At 42.4% G+C, this 18098-nt stretch carries 18 protein-coding genes and 1 rRNA gene; all 19 read left to right on the top strand.

The annotated features are described in order from the left end of the window. Window positions 1-197 precede the first annotated feature (197 nt). A complete protein-coding gene (locus NBH07_RS17940) occupies window positions 198-1307 on the top strand; it encodes an EpsG family protein (RefSeq protein WP_009018654.1) in 1110 nt (369 codons plus the stop codon). A 38-nt stretch (window positions 1308-1345) separates the two neighbouring features. Further along, entirely contained in the window at window positions 1346-2449 is a 1104-nt protein-coding gene (locus tag NBH07_RS17935) for a glycosyltransferase (RefSeq protein ID WP_009018655.1), read from the top strand. Further along, complete coding sequence (locus NBH07_RS17930; protein ID WP_009018656.1) at window positions 2443-4422, top strand: hypothetical protein; 1980 nt, start codon at window positions 2443-2445, stop codon at window positions 4420-4422. The genes NBH07_RS17935 and NBH07_RS17930 overlap by 7 nt, the downstream gene beginning before the upstream one ends. Further along, window positions 4413-4643 (top strand): acyl carrier protein, encoded by a 231-nt coding sequence (locus tag NBH07_RS17925; RefSeq protein ID WP_009018657.1) that lies wholly within the window; start codon window positions 4413-4415, stop codon window positions 4641-4643. The genes NBH07_RS17930 and NBH07_RS17925 overlap by 10 nt, the downstream gene beginning before the upstream one ends. Then, a complete protein-coding gene (locus NBH07_RS17920) occupies window positions 4643-5695 on the top strand; it encodes a 3-oxoacyl-ACP synthase III family protein (protein ID WP_039849078.1) in 1053 nt (350 codons plus the stop codon). Before NBH07_RS17925 ends, NBH07_RS17920 begins: the two co-directional genes overlap by 1 nt. Window positions 5696-5701: 6 nt before the next feature. Continuing rightward, window positions 5702-6451 carry an SDR family NAD(P)-dependent oxidoreductase gene (locus NBH07_RS17915; RefSeq protein WP_009018659.1) on the top strand — a complete coding sequence of 250 codons (750 nt, stop codon included), beginning with the start codon at window positions 5702-5704 and terminating at the stop codon, window positions 6449-6451. A 69-nt stretch (window positions 6452-6520) separates the two neighbouring features. Continuing rightward, a complete protein-coding gene (locus NBH07_RS17910) occupies window positions 6521-7513 on the top strand; it encodes a 3-oxoacyl-ACP synthase III family protein (protein ID WP_232284163.1) in 993 nt (330 codons plus the stop codon). Window position 7514: 1 nt separating this feature from the next. After that, the gene (locus NBH07_RS17905; RefSeq protein WP_009018661.1) at window positions 7515-9101 is read left to right on the top strand and encodes an HAD-IIIC family phosphatase; all 1587 of its coding nucleotides are present in this window, start codon (window positions 7515-7517) and stop codon (window positions 9099-9101) included. Window positions 9102-9105: 4 nt separating this feature from the next. Further along, window positions 9106-9324 (top strand): acyl carrier protein, encoded by a 219-nt coding sequence (locus tag NBH07_RS17900; protein ID WP_009018662.1) that lies wholly within the window; start codon window positions 9106-9108, stop codon window positions 9322-9324. A gap of 1 nt (window position 9325) precedes the next feature. Continuing rightward, complete coding sequence (locus NBH07_RS17895) at window positions 9326-10300, top strand: hypothetical protein (protein ID WP_009018663.1); 975 nt, start codon at window positions 9326-9328, stop codon at window positions 10298-10300. Window positions 10301-10306: 6 nt separating this feature from the next. Beyond that, window positions 10307-11161: a polysaccharide deacetylase family protein gene (locus NBH07_RS17890; protein WP_009018664.1), complete on the top strand. Its 855-nt coding sequence runs from the start codon at window positions 10307-10309 to the stop codon at window positions 11159-11161. 21 nt (window positions 11162-11182) lie between these two features. Continuing rightward, entirely contained in the window at window positions 11183-12166 is a 984-nt protein-coding gene (locus NBH07_RS17885) for an NAD-dependent epimerase/dehydratase family protein (RefSeq protein ID WP_009018665.1), read from the top strand. A gap of 6 nt (window positions 12167-12172) precedes the next feature. Further along, on the top strand, window positions 12173-13174 hold the full coding sequence (locus NBH07_RS17880; RefSeq protein WP_156682413.1) for an MraY family glycosyltransferase: 1002 nt from the start codon (window positions 12173-12175) through the stop codon (window positions 13172-13174). 117 nt (window positions 13175-13291) lie between these two features. Next, complete coding sequence (locus NBH07_RS17875; RefSeq protein WP_009018667.1) at window positions 13292-15202, top strand: polysaccharide biosynthesis protein; 1911 nt, start codon at window positions 13292-13294, stop codon at window positions 15200-15202. 322 nt (window positions 15203-15524) lie between these two features. Continuing rightward, complete coding sequence (locus NBH07_RS17870) at window positions 15525-16007, top strand: hypothetical protein (RefSeq protein WP_008777799.1); 483 nt, start codon at window positions 15525-15527, stop codon at window positions 16005-16007. Window positions 16008-16207: 200 nt separating this feature from the next. Next, a complete protein-coding gene (locus tag NBH07_RS17865) occupies window positions 16208-16651 on the top strand; it encodes an HU family DNA-binding protein (protein ID WP_008774393.1) in 444 nt (147 codons plus the stop codon). Then, window positions 16641-16835: a hypothetical protein gene (locus tag NBH07_RS17860; protein WP_140394020.1), complete on the top strand. Its 195-nt coding sequence runs from the start codon at window positions 16641-16643 to the stop codon at window positions 16833-16835. The genes NBH07_RS17865 and NBH07_RS17860 overlap by 11 nt, the downstream gene beginning before the upstream one ends. 21 nt (window positions 16836-16856) lie before the next feature. Further along, entirely contained in the window at window positions 16857-17273 is a 417-nt protein-coding gene (locus tag NBH07_RS17855; protein ID WP_009018668.1) for a D-Ala-D-Ala carboxypeptidase family metallohydrolase, read from the top strand. Between the two features lie 503 nt (window positions 17274-17776). Next, window positions 17777-18098: ribosomal RNA gene (locus tag NBH07_RS17850) — 16S ribosomal RNA — on the top strand; the annotation flags it as partial.

Genomic DNA, 18098 nt, shown 5'->3' with positions numbered 1-18098 from the left:
TGTTGTTTAAGGGATAGGTCTATTGATTTATTACGTTAACAGGAAGCATATCGCTAAGGTTAGTCGATTTATTTACATTCATCCCTATTTGCAATAATCATCTTTTAGATAATCATCCTTCTCGTAAGGAATCCTCGGTTACAAAAGAATTTTCGGATGGTGTTTATGGGATGATGTGCAAAAAATGAGTTGTAGTCATGAGTTTAGATTTATTGAAATATCAAACAGATAGTCTCTATTTAATCGTTTGGATTTTATATAATATATGGATATTTATTACATTCGGTCTTTCTGTTTTACGCATAAGTTTGAAAAGAAAAGATGTTGTTTGTATTGTATGCTATATTATTTTTGTAGTATTGTCTACGTATTCGCTTTTTGCTTCAGACTTCTTGAATTATAAAATAGAATTTATTACTTATAAAGCATCTCCAAATACATTTGATACAGTAAGTACATTTTCTCAGTTTTTTGTCTTTCTGTTTTCTGTTTGTGATAGTTATTATTGCTTTCGATTGTCTGTGTTTGTAATTGGATATTTCTTTGTGTTTAAAATAGCTTCTTTATGTAAGAATAAATATTTATTGTTCTTGTTTTTTGCAAATATATTCCTTTTCTTCATGAATGCAAATGTTCTGAGAGCTTTTTTAGCTTATTCTTTATTCTTTTATGGGTTCATTTCATCGATGGAAAAGAAAAAATATTTTAATTTTATATTTGTTTTATTGTCAATATGGATTCATCCAACTTTAGCTATGAATTTCTTACCAATGCTGCTAGCTTTTATACCATTTACGAAAATTAGAACGTCTGTTTGTATATTTGTATTGGGTGTTTGTCTTTCTTTGTTGTCTAATCAGATTTTTTTTATCATTATAGATTATATGAATAATGATAATATTCCTCTGTATGCATTGGAAAGATATATAGATGAAGAATATCCGTGGGGAGATATTACGTATTTTGTGTCTATGGTTAAGAAAATGATAATGCTTGTTATATCACTAATGATAATTGTATATGCTTTGAGAAAAAGAAATACATGCGATAATGTGAATTTTTTTCTTGTTAAATATTTGTATTTCGTTGTGATTATGACTATGTGTTTATCTGCAATAGATATTTCCCATTATGTTTATGAACGCTTTTGGCAGCAAAATTATTTGATAATAACTTATTTGCTGGTGAATTTGTGTGCTCAAAATAAAAAGAAGATAATAAAAGAAACTCTAGTATTTTTGTTTTTCTGTTATTGGCTTTTGGAGAATTTCTATATATTGAAAAATTATATGATCTTTACTTTGTAGGATGTTATGTGATTAGCTGTATTTAAAAGGTCTCTGATATGAATATACTTTTTGTCGCTTGCTCCTCTCATTTATATGGGGCTAATCAATCACTATTGAATATGCTTTCAATATGTGATAAGTATAATTGCTTTGTTATTTTACCAAATGATGGGCCGTTGGTCGATAAGATAAAATCAATGGGGATTTCGTGTAAAATAATTAGATATAGATATAATTGTGCCTCTCACTATAATTTTTTGGGATATTGGATGCATTTCTTTTATTTTAGTATTCTAAATGTTTGCGCTGTTTATGAGGTTGTTCGTTTTATATTAGCTCATAAGGTGGAGATTGTTCATACGAATAATGCCAGAGTATCTGTTGGTTTTTATGCTGCTAGATATTTAAGAGTTAAACATGTATGGCATATAAGAGAGTTCTTGGATTTGGATTTTAATATGAGGCCCTTTAAGCCGTTTAAGAAATTATGTAAAGATTTTAATGAGTCAGATTCTATTATCTGTGTGTCGGAGGCCGTAAAAGAGCATTTTCATATTCAAGGAGCGAAAGCTAGAGTTATTTATAATGCGGTAGACTCTGTTCGTAATCTTCATAATATAAGAGAAAAGAAGGAATCTTATTTTCTGTATTGTGGGGGCTTGAGTGAGAAAAAAGGTATTTTCGATGCTATATATTCTTTTTCAAAGATGTTGAAAGGTAGAGGTCTGCAATTGTATATTGCGGGTACGGGACCAACTCATATTGTTAAGATGATTCAAGCTGTCATACAGAAGGAAAATCTTCAAGAGAAAGTAGTGCTATTGGGGTATCGGTCTGATTCCAAAGAGTTGATGAGAAAGGCTATTGCGCTATTGATGTGTTCAAAGCATGAGGCATTTGGACGGGTAACTGCTGAGGCAATGTTAAATGACTGTTTGGTTATAGGTAGGAATTCTGGTGGTACTCCGGAATTGATAGAACATGGAAAAACTGGATTCTTGTTTAATACCAATGATGAGTTAACCGTATTGATGGAAAAGGTCTTGAGTATGGATACAACTGATATTCGGGATAGGGCGAAAGAGAAGGCCATAAACTCTTTTACAGAAGAGGTATATGCGGAGCAATTGAAACTGGTTTATGATTCCTTGAGATGGTAAAGACGTATTCTTTCGACATTTTTGATACCTGCCTTGTCCGGAAGTGTGGATCTTCTGATAATATCTTTCGTATATGGGCAGATCGTGCATTGGGAGAGGTTGATAGGTCTTATCTGAAAGATTTGATCAATTCCCGTTTGAATGCGGAGAAAACCGCAAGGAGAAATTCCGGCAAGGAGGATGTCTCCTTGGATGATATATACCGTAATCTTAGCTTGGAATCTTTTCCGAATTTGTCGATACCAGCTCTTAAGCGGTTGGAACTGGACGTGGAGCGTGAGAATTTATCTCCGGTACGGCAAGTCTTGGATTTGATACGTGACTACCGGAAAAGAGGAAAGCGGATATTGTTCATATCGGATATGTATTTGCCTTCCGATTTCCTGAGGTTCCAATTGCGGAGGTTTGGCTTCTGGGAAGAGGGGGACCGGATATATGTATCCGGGGAGATCGGCTTGACAAAGTATTCCGGGAATTTATTCCGGTATATTCAAAGGGAAGAGAAGATATCGAGATGCTCATGGAAGCATGTAGGGGATAATACATATAGCGATTATTACGTGCCTAAGTCTATGCTTATTCGGTCAAGGAGGATTTATCTTCCTTATACCCCTTCAGAGAATCTGTGGCAGAATGATACGCGGTCTCCCTATAGGAAATTCCTGCCTTCTTATTTGTCGGGGTTGGCTCGGGCCTATCGATTATCCCTTCCCGGTTCGGATCGTCTGGATTTTTTCGTGGACGTATTGCTGGTTCCTTACTTCTTGTTTGTGTATAATGTCTTGTGTGCCGCCAGGGATAGAGGCGTGGACAATCTGTTTTTTCTGGCTAGGGATAGCTTCGTCTGGTATCGGATGGCGTTGAGGCTGCGCCATTTGTTTCCGGGAATGAGTTTTCATTATCTATATATATCAAGAAAAGTGGTCTTTATCTCTTGTTTCTATGATTTATCTGACTATGAATTTGGATTAGTTTTTTCTGATATAACAGGGTATACTCCTCGTCAGTTGTTTTCCTCGTTACGGTTGGAGGAGTGCGAGTTTATGGATAAATTTAGTGCTGACGAGTTGGATGAGCCTTTAGATAGGGGAAAGCAATCGTTATTTTATGATAGAATAAGGCGGTCTTCTTTATCTATGACTTTGTTGAAAAAATCAAAGGAGGCTAGATGTTTGCTACTCTCGTATTTGCGACAGGAAGGATTCTTGGATAGTCCCAAAATAGGAATAGTGGATATTGGTTGGAATGGTAATACAAACCGCATATTAAATTATATATTGCATCGTGAACAAAATCCATTTTCTTATTTATCATTTTTCTTTGGAATGAGAAATACCCGTCATTCAATCTCAAGCATAGGAGATTATGAAGCTGGATATTATTTTGAGGATTATATCAAGAATATAGAATATTCTTATAATTTATTTGCATTGGTATATGTGTTGGAAAATTATTTTTCTGCCTCTAATGATTCCACATTGCTAAAGTATCGTAAGGAGAATGGGATAATATATCCGGAATTTTCACCAGATGTTATATCCGATTCCGTTAAAGGGAAAAATCAATATATTTTAAGCTTGATGGAAGGATTCTTGGATTTTGTAATGAACTCTGATGTGTTGAAACACGATCTATCTTCTCTTTTTGAGGATATAGGCGTGACTACTTTACTTCGCTTTGCTTCATGCCCATCTAAACAAGAGCTAAATATTCTGAGAGAACTCACTTTTAATGATATTTATGTTGGAGATAGGAAGGTTGTTATAAAGATGTATCCATGGACTATCTGCGACTATGTGCTCAAGAAACTGAAGAACAGGAAAAACGATAAGTATATATTCACATGGTTTGACGCCTCGATTATTTGTACCTATGGATTCTTGTCCGGGCCTATATTGAAGTTAAAGAAAAATATATTATCAGATTCATTGATTCATTTATTAATCAAAAAAGTAATGACATTATGGAAATAAAAGAATTCATTCAAAATTTCGCCGATCAGTTCGATGATACTGATGCAAGCGTGTTTACTCCGGAAACAAAGTTCAAGGAGTTGGAAGAGTGGTCCTCGTTGACGGCCTTGTCCGTGATCGCCATGATAGATGAGGAGTATGACGTGAAGATCAAGGGTGACGATGTGCGTAATTCGCAAACGGTCAATGATCTTTACGAAATCGTAAAATCCCGTCTCTGATGGCTTTTCTGGAATTCAAGAATGTACGGATCTCCGGTATCTCAGCCGGAGTTCCGAAACATGTGGAGTACAATAAGGATTATCCCTATTTTGAGGAAGGTGAGGCGGAGAAATACATCGCCTCTACCTCCGTTAGGGAAAGGCGTATCGCTGATCCCGGGGTTTGCTCCTCTGATCTTTGCTATTCGGCTGCGGAACGTCTTATAGAAGATCTAGGTTGGGATAAATCGGAGATCGAGTGCTTGCTCTTTGTCTCCCAGACGGCGGATTACATCCTGCCGGCCACGTCCTGTATCCTGCAGGAGCGTTTGGGACTGCCCGAGAGCTGCTATGCCATGGATATATCCTTGGGTTGTTCGGGTTGGGTTTATGGTTTGAGCGTGATCACCTCCCTGCTGTCCTCCGGGCAGATAAAGAAGGGCTTGCTCCTTTCCGGGGAAATCTGCCATTTGCAATCCTCACCGTTGGATAAGAGCGCCTATCCCTTATTTGGTGATGCCGGAACTGCCACGGCTTTAGAATATCAAGAAGGATATGAGCCTGTCCGTTTTCATTTTTCTACGGATGGAAGCGGGTATGAGGCTATCATTATCCGTGATGGTGGCTATAGGCATCCTTTTGATAACCAATCATTGGATGTGTATACGACTCCGGAGGGCTTACGAAGGACTCGCTTGAACACGGAGATGGATGGCATGAGCGTTTTCTCGTTCGGGATAACGAAAGCTCCTCAAAGTTTTAACCTGTTGATGGAGCGCTTCTCGTTGGATCGAGAGTCCTTGGATTATTTCGTGATGCATCAAGCTAATTATTTCATGAATAATAAGATTCGGAAGAAATTGAAGTTACCGGAGGAGAAGGTACCGTATTCCATGCCTCTTTTTGGCAATACGAGTAGCGCCTCCATACCTTTGACGTTGGTGACAGCTTGTTCGTTGAGAGGACGGAGAAGCAAGATTGCTATTTGTGGTTTTGGGGTTGGTCTGTCCTGGGGAACCGGTTATTTTGAGTTGGATGAAAATGTAGTGATAAGTGATTTGGTAGAAATATAAGTAATTATGAGTTATAATCCATATTCATTAGAAGGGAAGACGATCTTGGTGACGGGAGCGTCCTCCGGTATAGGAAAGGCCACGGCTGTTGAGTGCTCGAAATTAGGTGCTGGGGTCGTGATTACGGGACGGGATGAGAAACGGTTGAGTGATACGTTCTCCTTATTGCAGGGGGATAGTCATATTCAATTGGTGGCTGATTTAGGAAAGGAAGAGGATCTCTCGCTCTTGGTAAATAGGTTACCCGCTTTGGATGGCATAGCTCATATTGCGGGTATTGTAAAGACAATACCGGTGACATTCCTAAAAAAACAGGATATGCAGCATCTTTTCGACGTGAATTTCTTTGCCCCGACTTTATTGACAACCGGCCTGCTAAAACAAAAAAAGATAAGGAAGCCTTCTTCGATAGTCTTTATCTCCTCCATAGAGGGACCTCTGACGGTACACCCGGGGAACTCGGTGTACTCCGCCTCTAAAAGTGCGGTGCAAGGTATGATGAGGGGGCTGTCCGTGGAATTAGCCTCCAAAAAGATCAGGGTTAACGCCGTATTGCCAGGAATGACCGATACTCCCATTATTTATGGCTCGGAGTTTACGGAGGAGCAATTGCTCAGTACGAAGAGTCAGTATCCCTTGAAACGTGCGGCCTCTCCGGAAGAGATAGCGTGGGCCATCATTTATTTCTTGTCGGATGCAAGCGGTTTCACCACGGGCGCCAGCCTTGTTGTCGATGGAGGATTTACGGTCTTGTAGTCTATGGCGATACTGAAATATACAGATGTTGGGATTCATTCGGTCTCAGCTTGTGTTCCCCAAAAGGTTGTGCGAAATTCAGAACTGGATTATCTGATATCCAAGGAGGATCTGGATAAGACCATCCATTCCATCGGTATTCGTGAGAGGAGGATAGCGGAGCGGGATGTCTGTTCCTCCGATCTGTGCTGTAAAGCTGCGGAACGGTTGTTCTCGGATCATGGTATCGAGCGGGATTCTATCGGAGCTCTTATCTTCATCTCCCAGACTCCAGATTACCGCCAACCGTCCACGGCGCCTTCTTTGCAGGATCGTTTGGGCTTGCCGAAAACAGTGATGGCGTTTGATATCAATATGGCTTGCTCCGGATATGTATATGGGCTATCCATCGCTTATTCCCTAGCCTCGCAAGACGGGATAGGGCGTGTCCTTTTGCTGGTGGGAGAGACCATGTCCAAGACCGTATCGGATCATGACAAGGTGACGACACCGTTGTTCGGCGACGCCGGTACCGCCACGCTGATAGAGAAAGGCGAGGGATATGGCTCCTCCTGTTTCGTGCTTCATTCTGATGGGGGTGGTTCGGATATGCTCCGTGTACCGTACGGGGGATACCGGAATCCTAGTAGCACGGAGGGATTTGAGCGTAAAGTGGATGAGGAGGGAAATATCCTGAGCGGTGAGCAGTTGCACATGCGTGGAATGGATGTCTTCAATTTTGGTTTGCGGGTTGTTCCCTCGGGTATAAAGGAGATATTGAAAGTATTAGGTATGGGGATCGAAGATGTGGATATAATCCATTTCCACCAGGCCAACCGTTTCATGACGGATTTCTTCGCCAAGAAATTGAGGTTCCCGTTGGATAGGGTGCCGTATAGCTTGGGGTATTTTGGCAATACCAGTGCCGCCTCCATTCCCTTGAACATGGTCCATACCATGTATGACGGCAGTTTCCCGAGACGGCGGCATGTGCTTATGGCCGGTTTTGGGGCGGGCTTGGCCTGGGGAACGGCTTATCTTTCCTTGGAAAATCTAAGAATCTCAAAGCTGATAGAATATTAAGATGAGATATTATATATTTCGGAACAACACGCTTGAGCCTTTGTTCGGGAATCTGGATGCTCGTTACTCCGGCTATGGGGATATTTCCTCGCTGGAAGAGGGGGCGGATCGCTATATCTGGTTCTACCAAGTCCCTTTCGGGTTTGATAGGTGCCGTGTGGCGGAGGAGGTGTTATCCTATATCGATAAGTTAAGGTGGGTAATAGAAAAGATACCGGCACATAAGAGCGTGCTGGTCTTCTCCTTGGTTGATCTTTGTCCGTTTCAATGGGTCGGTTCAGAATGGGAGGTACAGGAGAGCATAGAGACCTATAACAAGTATCTACGCTCGCTCGCCTCGGAGAGGTGTAATGTCCGGTATATGGATCTGCCGGATTTCACTCGCCGTTATTCTTCCAGCCAATTATTTGACTGGCGTTTCTATTTTATTTCCCAAATGGGCATTAACCCTAAGCTGGCTTCCGACTTCTCTTGCTGGTTTGAGGATCGTTTGAGGGAGATAAGCCTCTGCCGGAAGAAGTGTCTGGTATTGGATCTGGACAATACGCTTTGGGGGGGGGTCCTCGGGGAGGACGGTATAGATGGAATAAAGATAGGAGGTGATTATCCGGGCAAGGCGTTCCTGTATTTTCAGGAAGGCTTGTTGGAACTGGCCAAGAGAGGTGTCATACTGACGATCTGTAGCAAGAACAACGAGCGGGACGTGTTGGATTTGTGGGAGAAGAATCCTTTCGTGTTGTTACGGAAGGAACATTTCTCGGCTTGGCGTATTAATTGGCGGAACAAGGCGGATAACATAAGGGAGCTTTCGGAGGAGCTGAACATAGGTCTGGACAGTCTCGTCTTCGTGGATGATAACCCGACGGAGCGTGAGTTGGTCCGCCAAATGCTTCCGATGGTGGAGGTTCCCGAGTTTCCAAAACAGCCTTATATGCTACCCGATTTCTTGATCTCCTTGTCGGATCGTTATTTCCGTGTCTATTCGGTGACGGAGGAGGATCGGCGGAAGACCGAGCAGTACAAGGCGAATGCGAGCCGTACACAGGAGCGAAAGAAATTTGTGGATTTCGATCAGTATCTACAGAGTCTGGAGATCGAGATGAGGATCGAACCGATAAGCTCGTTCAATGTATCCCGTATCGCCCAGATGACCCATAAGACGAACCAGTTCAATCTGACGACCCGAAGGTATTCGGAGTCGGATCTCATGGGATTTTCCTCCGAGGGCTGGTTGATCTATTGTCTTTCCGTCAAGGATCGTTTCGGGGATAATGGGATAACCGGAGCGGTATTGTTGAGACCTATCGATGGGGGGTATGAGATCGATAGTTTCTTGCTCAGTTGCCGGATTCTGGGGAAAGGGATAGAGGAGGTTTTCTTGTCCGGTATTCTTAATATACTGAGGAATAGAGGTGTTAAGCTCGTAAAAGCGTCTTATATTCCGACAGCTAAGAATATGCAAGTTTCAGGCTTCTATGAGCGAACCGATTTTGTCTTGGATAGCCAGGATAAGGACGGAAGCAAGTTCTACCATTTGAACATGGGTGCGGAGATAAAAATCCCATCCTATTATAAAATAACATATTGATAGTATGGAAGAAAAGATATTGTTCGTATTAAAGAACGTGCTAGGATTGGAGAGTGCGACAAAAGCGTTATCCCAACAGAACTGTGATAAATGGGATTCCTTGCGCCATTTGAATTTGATCGTGGAGTTGGAATCCGAGTTTGGTGTCGAGTTCGATCCGGAGGAGATCTCCGGGATGAAGTGTTTCGAGGATATAGAAAGGGTATTAACGCAAAAACTGTGATATGGATTCGGTCGTGAAAAAAACCGGAGAGTTATCCGATGCGGAGATAGAGTCCATAAATACACTCTTTTTCGAGGTATTTGGCTTGCAAAGAGATATCCTTACGGTTCGTGAGGAGTGTTTTAATGCTCCATTGGGATATTCCGTACATAGTTTGATGTATGACAAGGGCCTCTTAGTCGCTTATTATGTATATATGCCTTTTTATTATAAGAAGAAGGGTGAGAAATTCATTGCGGCTCTAGGTTTTGATTCAATGGTAAAGAAGGAATACCGGGATTTCTTTACTTTTTATGAGACGGAAAGGGCTTGTTGGCCTTGTCTCCGAGGCATAGGGTGCAAATTGTTGTTTGGTTTCCCGAATGACGAGTCTTATCCGGTGATGATAAAAGGGTTTAAGGTAAAGGATATAGGCCGTTTGACCACTTATATCCTTCCGATCAAGATTGGTCCGATCATTCCGAGGATGAGATGGCTTGATCCTTTCTTTAGACTTTTTTCTTGGTCTTTGATCAAGATGTCCCATTTATCTAAAGGGAAAAAGATTCGTTCCTTTGTTTTTGAGAAGGATCGTGAGTCTTTCGATAAAGTCCGTTATAGATGGAATAAGGGGCAATATGAAATACGGGATATAAAAGGCTGTAAGTATGTTTATCGAATAGAGGATCATAAAGATCGCCATCAAAATTTTAATCCAGTTAAGACCGCTTTTCTTTTAGATGTATATCCTATGAACCGCTCAAATTTTGAGTTTGCGGTACGATCCATATACCAAGAGCGATCAAAGGATATTGATTTGATCATGTATGTGGGGGATTTAGATTTTGTTCCGGTTTCATTGATTAAGATACCTCATAGATTTGAACCTAAACATTTTCATTTTACTTGTAATTTGATTGACAAATCATATTTTGATGATACTCTATATGATATAAAGAATTGGGACGTGAATTTGTCAAGTTATGATTTAGTTTGATAAAGGATGAATATCTTGACTTTCGACATCGAAGACTGGTATAATTGTGATTTTATATCAGAGGATTTTGACTGGGATAGACACGAGGTTCGCATATATCAAGGGGTGGATCGCATTTTGGAGGAGTTGGATAAACGAAACTTGAAAGGGACGTTTTTCTGTTTAGGTTGGATAGCCGAAAGGCATCCTGGTGTGATTCGTTCTATCCAAAAGCAAGGGCATCATATTGGTTGTCATTCGTATCAGCATGAGTTATCTTTTCGCTTCAATGAAAAAGACTTCAAAAGGGATACTGCTATGGCTAAATCGTTGATAGAAGATCTAATAGGGGAAGAAGTGAACGCCTTTCGTGCTCCGGGGTTCTCGATTACTAAAAATAATACGTGGGCACTTCGTTGTTTGGGAGAGTTGGGGTTCGAGTATGATTGTTCTATGTTCCCTGCCCCCCATGATTATGGTGGAATGCCTAGTTATGGAATGGGTGTTCCGAAACGGATAGACTTGGGTTTCGGTGGGTTTATCAAGGAGTTCCCTATTAATATACAAGCAATATGTGGAAAATATATCGTTTTCTCGGGAGGAGGATTTTTCCGTTTATTTCCTTATTGGCTGATTGATCATTGGGCTAAGGATTGTACCTATATGATGACTTATTTCCATCCTCGTGATTTTGACACGGGGCAACCGATTATCCGATCCTTGCCTGTTATGAGACGATTTAAAAGTTATGTGGGTATTAAGGGTGCTTTTGGTAAATTCCAACGCTTGTTGAGCCATTATGACTTTATGAGTGTAAAACAGGCTGACTCTATCATAGAATGGGATAAGACTCCGTTGGTCAAGTTGGAAGACTTGAAATGACATGCCGTAAATAAATTCACGATGAATATATTAATAACAGGGATCCACGGTTTTGTGGGTTCCAATCTGGTTGTTGCCTTGAAGGTGCGTCATGGCCTCTATGGTTTGGATATTGTTACCTCGGAAAAGGACGGTGTGATAAAGACTTTTTCTTGGGATGACTTAGATAAGGAGATGCCGGAATTTGACGCGGTGATCCATTTGGCGGGGAAAGCGCATGATACTAAAAATAGGAATGCCGCAGATACTTATTTTAAGATTAATACGGGATTGACCCAACGAATTTTTGATTGGTTTTTGGCTCGGCCTTCTATCAAGAAATTTATCTTTTTTTCTACGGTAAAAAGTGCGGCTGATTCTGTACAAGGAGATATACTAACCGAAGAATGTGTACCTGTTCCCATAGGACCGTACGGTGAAAGTAAAATCAAGGCTGAGAACTATATCATCGAGAGGTTTGCGCCTGAAGCGTTAGGCAATTTGTATCATGCGTTTGGAGATAGTTCTATCTATCCCGGCAAACAGGTATATATCATGCGTCCTTGTATGATTCATGGCCCGGGAAATAAGGGGAATTTGAATCTGTTATATAATGTAGTGAGTAAAGGGATTCCTTGGCCGCTTGGGGCATTTGAGAATCGTCGTTCATTCACTAGCGTACAGAACCTCTGTACAGTGATAGAAGGTTTCTTGACTCAAAAGGTAGAGAGCGGCATCTATCATATGGCTGATGACGATCCGTTGTCTACCAATGAATTAATCGAGGTGATTTGTGAGGCGTTGGGTAAGAAGACGAGAATTTTGTATATCCCTAAAGGGGTAATGAACGTGATGGCAGAGATGGGTGGATGGCTACATCTTCCACTCAATCCGTTTCGTATGCAGAAGCTGACAGAGAATTATGTGGTAAGTAATGCTAAAATAAAAAAGGCTTTGGGGTTACAAAAGATGCCGGTATCCGCAAAAGAGGGATTGGCTTGTACTATTCTTAGCTTTAAGAAGTGATAAGATATGAACGGCTTGCTTTATGTACTGATTTTCGCTTTGCTATTTTTTGCGGAGCTTTTTTATTTCCATATAGCGGATAAGTTTAATATCATTGATAAACCCAACGAGCGCAGTTCCCATGCCTCTATTGTCTTGAGAGGTGGTGGCATTATCTTTTTACTGGGTTTATGGACATGGGCTTTCTTTTTTGGATTTTCTACGCCGTGGTTTCTTATGGCCGTTACCTTAATTGGGGGCGTAAGTTTTATAGATGATGTACGTAGCTTGCCTGATTCTGTGCGTTTGGTGGGCCAATTCATTGCCATGGTGATGATGTTTTATCAATTGGATATATTGCGCCTGAATATGTGGTGGGTGTTGTTGTTGGCGCTTATCGTTTGTGTGGGAGCCTCGAATATCATTAATTTCATGGATGGTATAAATGGCATTACGGCTGGTTATTCTCTATCAGTATTGCTTCCATTGATGTTGGTAAACGAGAAGTCCAGTTTTGTTGATCCGTCTTTGATCTACGTTTCGGCACTTAGTGTTTTGGTGTTCTGTCTTTTTAACTTTCGTCCCAAGGGAAAGGCTAAGTGCTTCGCCGGAGATGTAGGTTCTATAAGTATAGCCTATATTTTGCTGTTTATGATAGGCAGTCTGATTATTAAGACAACGGACGTGACTTACTTGGTCTTTTTATTGGTTTATGGTGTGGATGGTTGTTTGACGATAATACATCGCGTTCTACTGCATGAGAATCTAGGTCAAGCGCATCGTAAACATGCTTATCAGTTGATGGCGAATGAACTTAAGATTGGTCACGTTAAAGTGTCGTTGGTATATATGTGTTTACAGTTGGCGGTTTCTTTGGCATTTATCTATGTGATACCTGATACCGTAACGGCACATTGGTTGTATTTGTTGGCGGTAGTAGTGGTGGTGGCGTTGTTGTATGTGGTATTTATGAAAAAATACTATTGTTTGCATGAAGAATATTTAGCTTCGATTATAAAAGAGAATTAAGTTATGGTTTTTATGTGGATTTTACTTGCTTACATGAGTGATACCCCCCTGATCCTTATGTGCTAAGGATATGGCCTATATCGTAAATTGTTTAAAGAAAAATATATTGAGATTATTATGAGTCTTTTTTCTCGACTATCTACCTGGTACTTTTCCAAGAAATCCTTACCCTATTGGGGTATTATCTTGCTGGATTGCTGCTTGATCTTATTTTCTGCGTTGTTGGTGCATACCTTGAATAATGGCGTATTATCAACCTTGGATATCTTAGGACATCTATTGGTCACGCTGTTGGTATGCCTGATTCCTTATCTGGTAGGCTTTCGCCTGTTCCATACCTATTCGGGGATTATACGTTATTCCTCTTTCGTGGACTTGCAAAAGGTGGGATTCGCCGTCTTGTTTGGCTTGATTTGCGTGGTCGTGTTTCAGGCGTTGACGGACTTTTCTCCTTATTTGGTGTATATCCGTAAACGGGATCTGATCCTCTCCGCATTGTTGGCTATGAGCTTGATGTGGATGATGCGTGTGTTCGTTAAATTCTTTTATGTGAGTACTTTCCGGGTGGCTAAGGCGGAGCGTGCGTTTATCTATGGCGTGAAGCAAGGTGGGGTGAGTTTGGCGAAGAGTATCCAGAATCAGGATCCGGCCCGGTTTGTGCTGGCGGGGTTTATCTCGGACATAGCGGAGATAGAGTATCGATATTTAATGGGAGTCAAGGTTTACCCGAATGATGAGGAATTGGTTTCTGTGATGAGGAAAAAACGGTCTAATGTCTTGCTGGTGTCTCCATTGAAAGTTGAGGCGATCCGGAATAATCAGGAGATGGTGGACAGGCTGATCAAGGCGAATATAAAGATCTATATGACTCCTGCCGCCCAAGAGTGGGACGGGAGGAGCGACTTGAACCATACCCAGTTGAGGGAGGTGAATATAGAGGATTTACTGCCCCGTGATAAGATCGAGATAGACTTGGAGGCGGTGAGGGAGCAGCTTACCGGTAAGCGGATTCTGATAACAGGAGCCGCCGGAAGTATCGGTAGTGAGATCGTGCGGCAGGTAGCCCAGTTCGCCCCGGAACGTATGGTCTTGATAGATCAGGCGGAGACTCCCTTACACGATGTCCGCTTGATGATGGCTCGTAGGTGGCCGGATATAGAATCCTATACGGTTGTGAGCGATATTTGTGTGCGTGAACGCATGGAGGAATTGTTCGAGGAGCATCGTCCGGATTATGTGTTTCATGCTGCGGCTTACAAGCATGTACCTATGATGGAGGATAATCCGGAGGAGAGTGTCCGCAACAACGTGGACGGTACCCGGGTGATCGCAGACTTGGCGGTGAAATACGGCACGAGGAAGTTCGTGATGGTATCGACCGACAAGGCGGTGAATCCCACGAACGTGATGGGCTGCTCGAAACGTATTTGCGAGATCTACGTGCAGAGCTTGGATCAAGCCATCAAGGATGGGAAGGTGAGGGGGCGTACGCAATTCGTGACGACTCGTTTCGGCAATGTGCTGGGATCGAACGGTTCCGTGATCCCGTTATTCAAGGAGCAGATCAAGCGGGGCGGTCCTGTTACGGTGACGCACAAGGATATCATTCGTTTCTTCATGCTGATACCGGAGGCTTGTAAGCTGGTCCTAGAGGCCGGTACGATGGGTAATGGGGGAGAGATCTTCGTGTTCGATATGGGTAAACCTGTACGGATCGTGGATCTGGCTGAGCGTATGATCCGTCTGAGCGGGGTGAAGGGAATCGAGATCCGGTTCACGGGATTGCGAGACGGGGAGAAGTTGTATGAGGAGGTACTCAATGAGGAGGAGACCTCCAAGCCTACTTTTCATCCGAAGATCAAGATCGCCCAAGTCCGTGCGTATGACTATGCTGACGCCAATCTGCGGATTGATGCCTTGGTACGTGCTTGTGCCGTGGAGGGGGATATGCAGATCGTGAAGCGGATGAAGGAGATCGTTCCCGAGTTCAAGAGCCAGCATTCTAAATATGAGGTGTTGGATGAATAGAGCGAAATAAAAAGTAAATTATGGATTTATCCGTGAGGGCCTATGCTATTAATGTTGATTTAAATATAGCGTCAAAAAAGAAGAGCCTCCCCAGAGGCATTTGCAAGAAAAGAGAAAGAACCATGTGGGTTTTGTGATGAAAAGATAGGATGATAGAGATTTTGTAGAATCGATATAAGGTCAAGGTTTTGTACCGGTCTTCTTTTCCCGTAAAGGGATTTAGAAGGCCGGTTCTGTTTTTATATATGTATTTGAAAATCCGTATGTAAGTACGGTGTCCGGCCATATGCGGCGCAGGGATAAACATTCCCCCTGCGTTCGCATGATGAAAAAGATCTATGAGCGTTTGAGAGAGAGATTGGGGCATAAGCCCACGGTGAAGAATTTTGACGCGTTCTTGGTAACGTTGGGGCCGGATGAGCGGGAGTCTTGGAAAATGGATGTGTGTAGTTTGGGATATGGAGATTATTATAGGAAGATGCCCGGGGCGTACCGTAAATTTATCCGGAAGTATATGGAGCATGACCGGGAGTGCGAACGGTGTTATATACGTAAGTATACGGTGCGTGGTGATTTGTTGTATTCCCCATTTCGTCCGGAACTCTTGTTGGAGCTAGTGAAGCTTGTGGAGTTTACGGATCGTGAGACTCCCCCTTCCTCTTTGGAAATAGCCTCTTGCCTGTTGATGGGGTTTGATTATCCGGGCTCGGTGCGTGGCTTGGCTTCTCATTTGCGAGAGGCGGGGCATTCTGCGGAAGCAGTCTTGGTGCTCGCTGGAAAGAGGGAGGTGACGGATGAGTTTTAAAAGAGATATGGATTTGAATGTTAGTTAAGAATAGCAGGTTTTTGTTGTCTTTGAAAAGGGGAATTTTTGGGCATTTTTATTTTTAATTCGTTGAATACTATTTGTTTGATGGATAAAACCACGGACGCTGACCTCTTCCGGCTCATCTTACCTTTGTGTCGTGCTCCATAAGGGGTATATAACCATAAAAATTAAAAGATATGGCACAAGGTTTTAAGTTGGTGTTGCGTCCGTCGAAGCCGGGCGAGAAGGATTCAGAGAAAAAGTTTTATGCGGTGTCGAAAACGAATGGTACCTCTAGTATGAAAACGCTATGTAAGTTGATCTCGGCACGTAGTACGGTGTCGTCGGCAGATGTGAAGGCGGTATTGGATAACCTTAATTTCGTATTAGATATGGAACTTCAGGAGGGGCGTATCGTAAAGTTCGGCGATTTCGGGAGTTTTCGGATCTCGGTGAGTAGTGATGGTGTAACAGATAAAAAGGATTTCAATTCGAGTATGCTGCGCCCGCCGCGTATCATTTTCACTCCGGGAGGTGAGTTGAAGGATACGAAGAAGACACTGGAGTACTCACGGATCTCCCAAGATGGTGCCACTGCGGAGGCTGGTGGCTCTGATAGTGATAGCCCGAGTGAGATTTAACGTGCAACTGGTAATGGCCGTGCTGCTTTGCGTGGCCGGCCTTGCCTTAGTATTCTGTGGTTTTTGGGTGGCTCCTTCCGGTGAGATAGATAACAGCGTGCTGGTCGCATTTGGGGAGATCTGTACGTTTGCCGGTGCGTTGTTTGGGGTGGACTACTCTTATAAATTGAAAATTAAGGATTGAAAATTGAAAATTTGAGTTAAGATGGAAAAGGATGAGAAGAGATTGACAGAGCATTTTCGTATGGACGAGTTTGTTTATAGTGCGATGGCGGTGGAACTTGGACTTAATAATGCGTTGCCTTCGGAGGTAATACCGGCGATACGGAATCTAACGGTACGGTTGTTGGAACCTTTGCGTATATATCATCGACAGCCTATGTATATCATGAGTGGCTATCGAAGCGAAGAGTTAAACCGATTGTTGGGAGGTGCCCCTAGCTCGCAACATATGAAGGGGGAGGCGGTAGACATTTACACGGTGGATCGCAACCGACTATTGGAGGACTTGGTGGCAAGCTGTCTGAATTTTGATCAGGCGATCCTTTATCGTACGAAGGGATTCATACATCTTTCATTAAAAAAACATGGGGTGAACAGAAAACAGATTTTATTTAAATAGGAGGGGGTATGAGTGGATTTTGGAAAAAAGGATACTATATATTGTGTTTTATCGTACGTACATTATATAACTTGTTAAGTCTTGAAAAAAAAGCCTAAAAAATAATGCCCGATAAATTTGGATTGTATGTTTTATAGCATTACTTTTGCACCCGCATTCGAGAGAGAACGGCGCTTCAGAAATGATGAAAACGTGGAGGTATCCTTGGGTAGGGGATGAGGTTGGCTAGGCCAAGCGATAATTTCCAACCGCCCGGAGATCGGCTTGAGAAAAAAAACTTGAAAATTTTTCACCGAAAAATTTGGAGGTTAAGAAAAAGTCCTTACCTTTGCAGCCGCAATCGAGAAACGATAGCGACAAGAGTTCTTTGAGAGATTTACATAATTCAACAAGTAGTACAAGTATTAGGAAAAGAAATTTTCCGGATCGATACCGTCAATAGAAGTATGACTTTGGACTACGATAAACGGATTCCGGAGCGAGGATATGATAAAACAATTTAAACAACGAAGAGTTTGATCCTGGCTCAGGATGAACGCTAGCGACAGGCTTAACACATGCAAGTCGAGGGGCAGCGGGGGTAGCGATACCCGCCGGCGACCGGCGCACGGGTGAGTAACGCGTATGCAACTTGCCTATCAGAGGGGGATAACCCGGCGAAAGTCGGACTAATACCGCATGAAGCAGGGATCCCGCATGGGAATATTTGCTAAAGATTCATCGCTGATAGATAGGCATGCGTTCCATTAGGCAGTTGGCGGGGTAACGGCCCACCAAACCGACGATGGATAGGGGTTCTGAGAGGAAGGTCCCCCACATTGGTAC

It is taken from the genome of Parabacteroides sp. B2-S-102 (assembly GCF_023656665.1).
Classification (GTDB): Bacteria; Bacteroidota; Bacteroidia; order Bacteroidales; family Tannerellaceae; genus Parabacteroides; species Parabacteroides distasonis.
Note: the sequence above shows the minus strand (reverse complement) of the source record. Positions and strands in the feature narration are given on the sequence as shown.

What these genes read in the sequence shown, in the direction of transcription:
- NBH07_RS17940 (WP_009018654.1), top strand. Translation starts at nt 198, where the DNA reads ATGAGTTTAGATTTATTGAAATATCAAACAGATAGTCTCTATTTAATC.
- NBH07_RS17935 (WP_009018655.1), top strand. Translation starts at nt 1,346, where the DNA reads ATGAATATACTTTTTGTCGCTTGCTCCTCTCATTTATATGGGGCTAAT.
- NBH07_RS17930 (WP_009018656.1), top strand. Translation starts at nt 2,443, where the DNA reads ATGGTAAAGACGTATTCTTTCGACATTTTTGATACCTGCCTTGTCCGG.
- NBH07_RS17925 (WP_009018657.1), top strand. Translation starts at nt 4,413, where the DNA reads ATGGAAATAAAAGAATTCATTCAAAATTTCGCCGATCAGTTCGATGAT.
- NBH07_RS17920 (WP_039849078.1), top strand. Translation starts at nt 4,643, where the DNA reads ATGGCTTTTCTGGAATTCAAGAATGTACGGATCTCCGGTATCTCAGCC.
- NBH07_RS17915 (WP_009018659.1), top strand. Translation starts at nt 5,702, where the DNA reads ATGAGTTATAATCCATATTCATTAGAAGGGAAGACGATCTTGGTGACG.
- NBH07_RS17905 (WP_009018661.1), top strand. Translation starts at nt 7,515, where the DNA reads ATGAGATATTATATATTTCGGAACAACACGCTTGAGCCTTTGTTCGGG.
- NBH07_RS17900 (WP_009018662.1), top strand. Translation starts at nt 9,106, where the DNA reads ATGGAAGAAAAGATATTGTTCGTATTAAAGAACGTGCTAGGATTGGAG.
- NBH07_RS17895 (WP_009018663.1), top strand. Translation starts at nt 9,326, where the DNA reads ATGGATTCGGTCGTGAAAAAAACCGGAGAGTTATCCGATGCGGAGATA.
- NBH07_RS17890 (WP_009018664.1), top strand. Translation starts at nt 10,307, where the DNA reads ATGAATATCTTGACTTTCGACATCGAAGACTGGTATAATTGTGATTTT.
- NBH07_RS17885 (WP_009018665.1), top strand. Translation starts at nt 11,183, where the DNA reads ATGAATATATTAATAACAGGGATCCACGGTTTTGTGGGTTCCAATCTG.
- NBH07_RS17880 (WP_156682413.1), top strand. Translation starts at nt 12,173, where the DNA reads ATGAACGGCTTGCTTTATGTACTGATTTTCGCTTTGCTATTTTTTGCG.
- NBH07_RS17875 (WP_009018667.1), top strand. Translation starts at nt 13,292, where the DNA reads ATGAGTCTTTTTTCTCGACTATCTACCTGGTACTTTTCCAAGAAATCC.
- NBH07_RS17870 (WP_008777799.1), top strand. Translation starts at nt 15,525, where the DNA reads ATGATGAAAAAGATCTATGAGCGTTTGAGAGAGAGATTGGGGCATAAG.
- NBH07_RS17865 (WP_008774393.1), top strand. Translation starts at nt 16,208, where the DNA reads ATGGCACAAGGTTTTAAGTTGGTGTTGCGTCCGTCGAAGCCGGGCGAG.
- NBH07_RS17855 (WP_009018668.1), top strand. Translation starts at nt 16,857, where the DNA reads ATGGAAAAGGATGAGAAGAGATTGACAGAGCATTTTCGTATGGACGAG.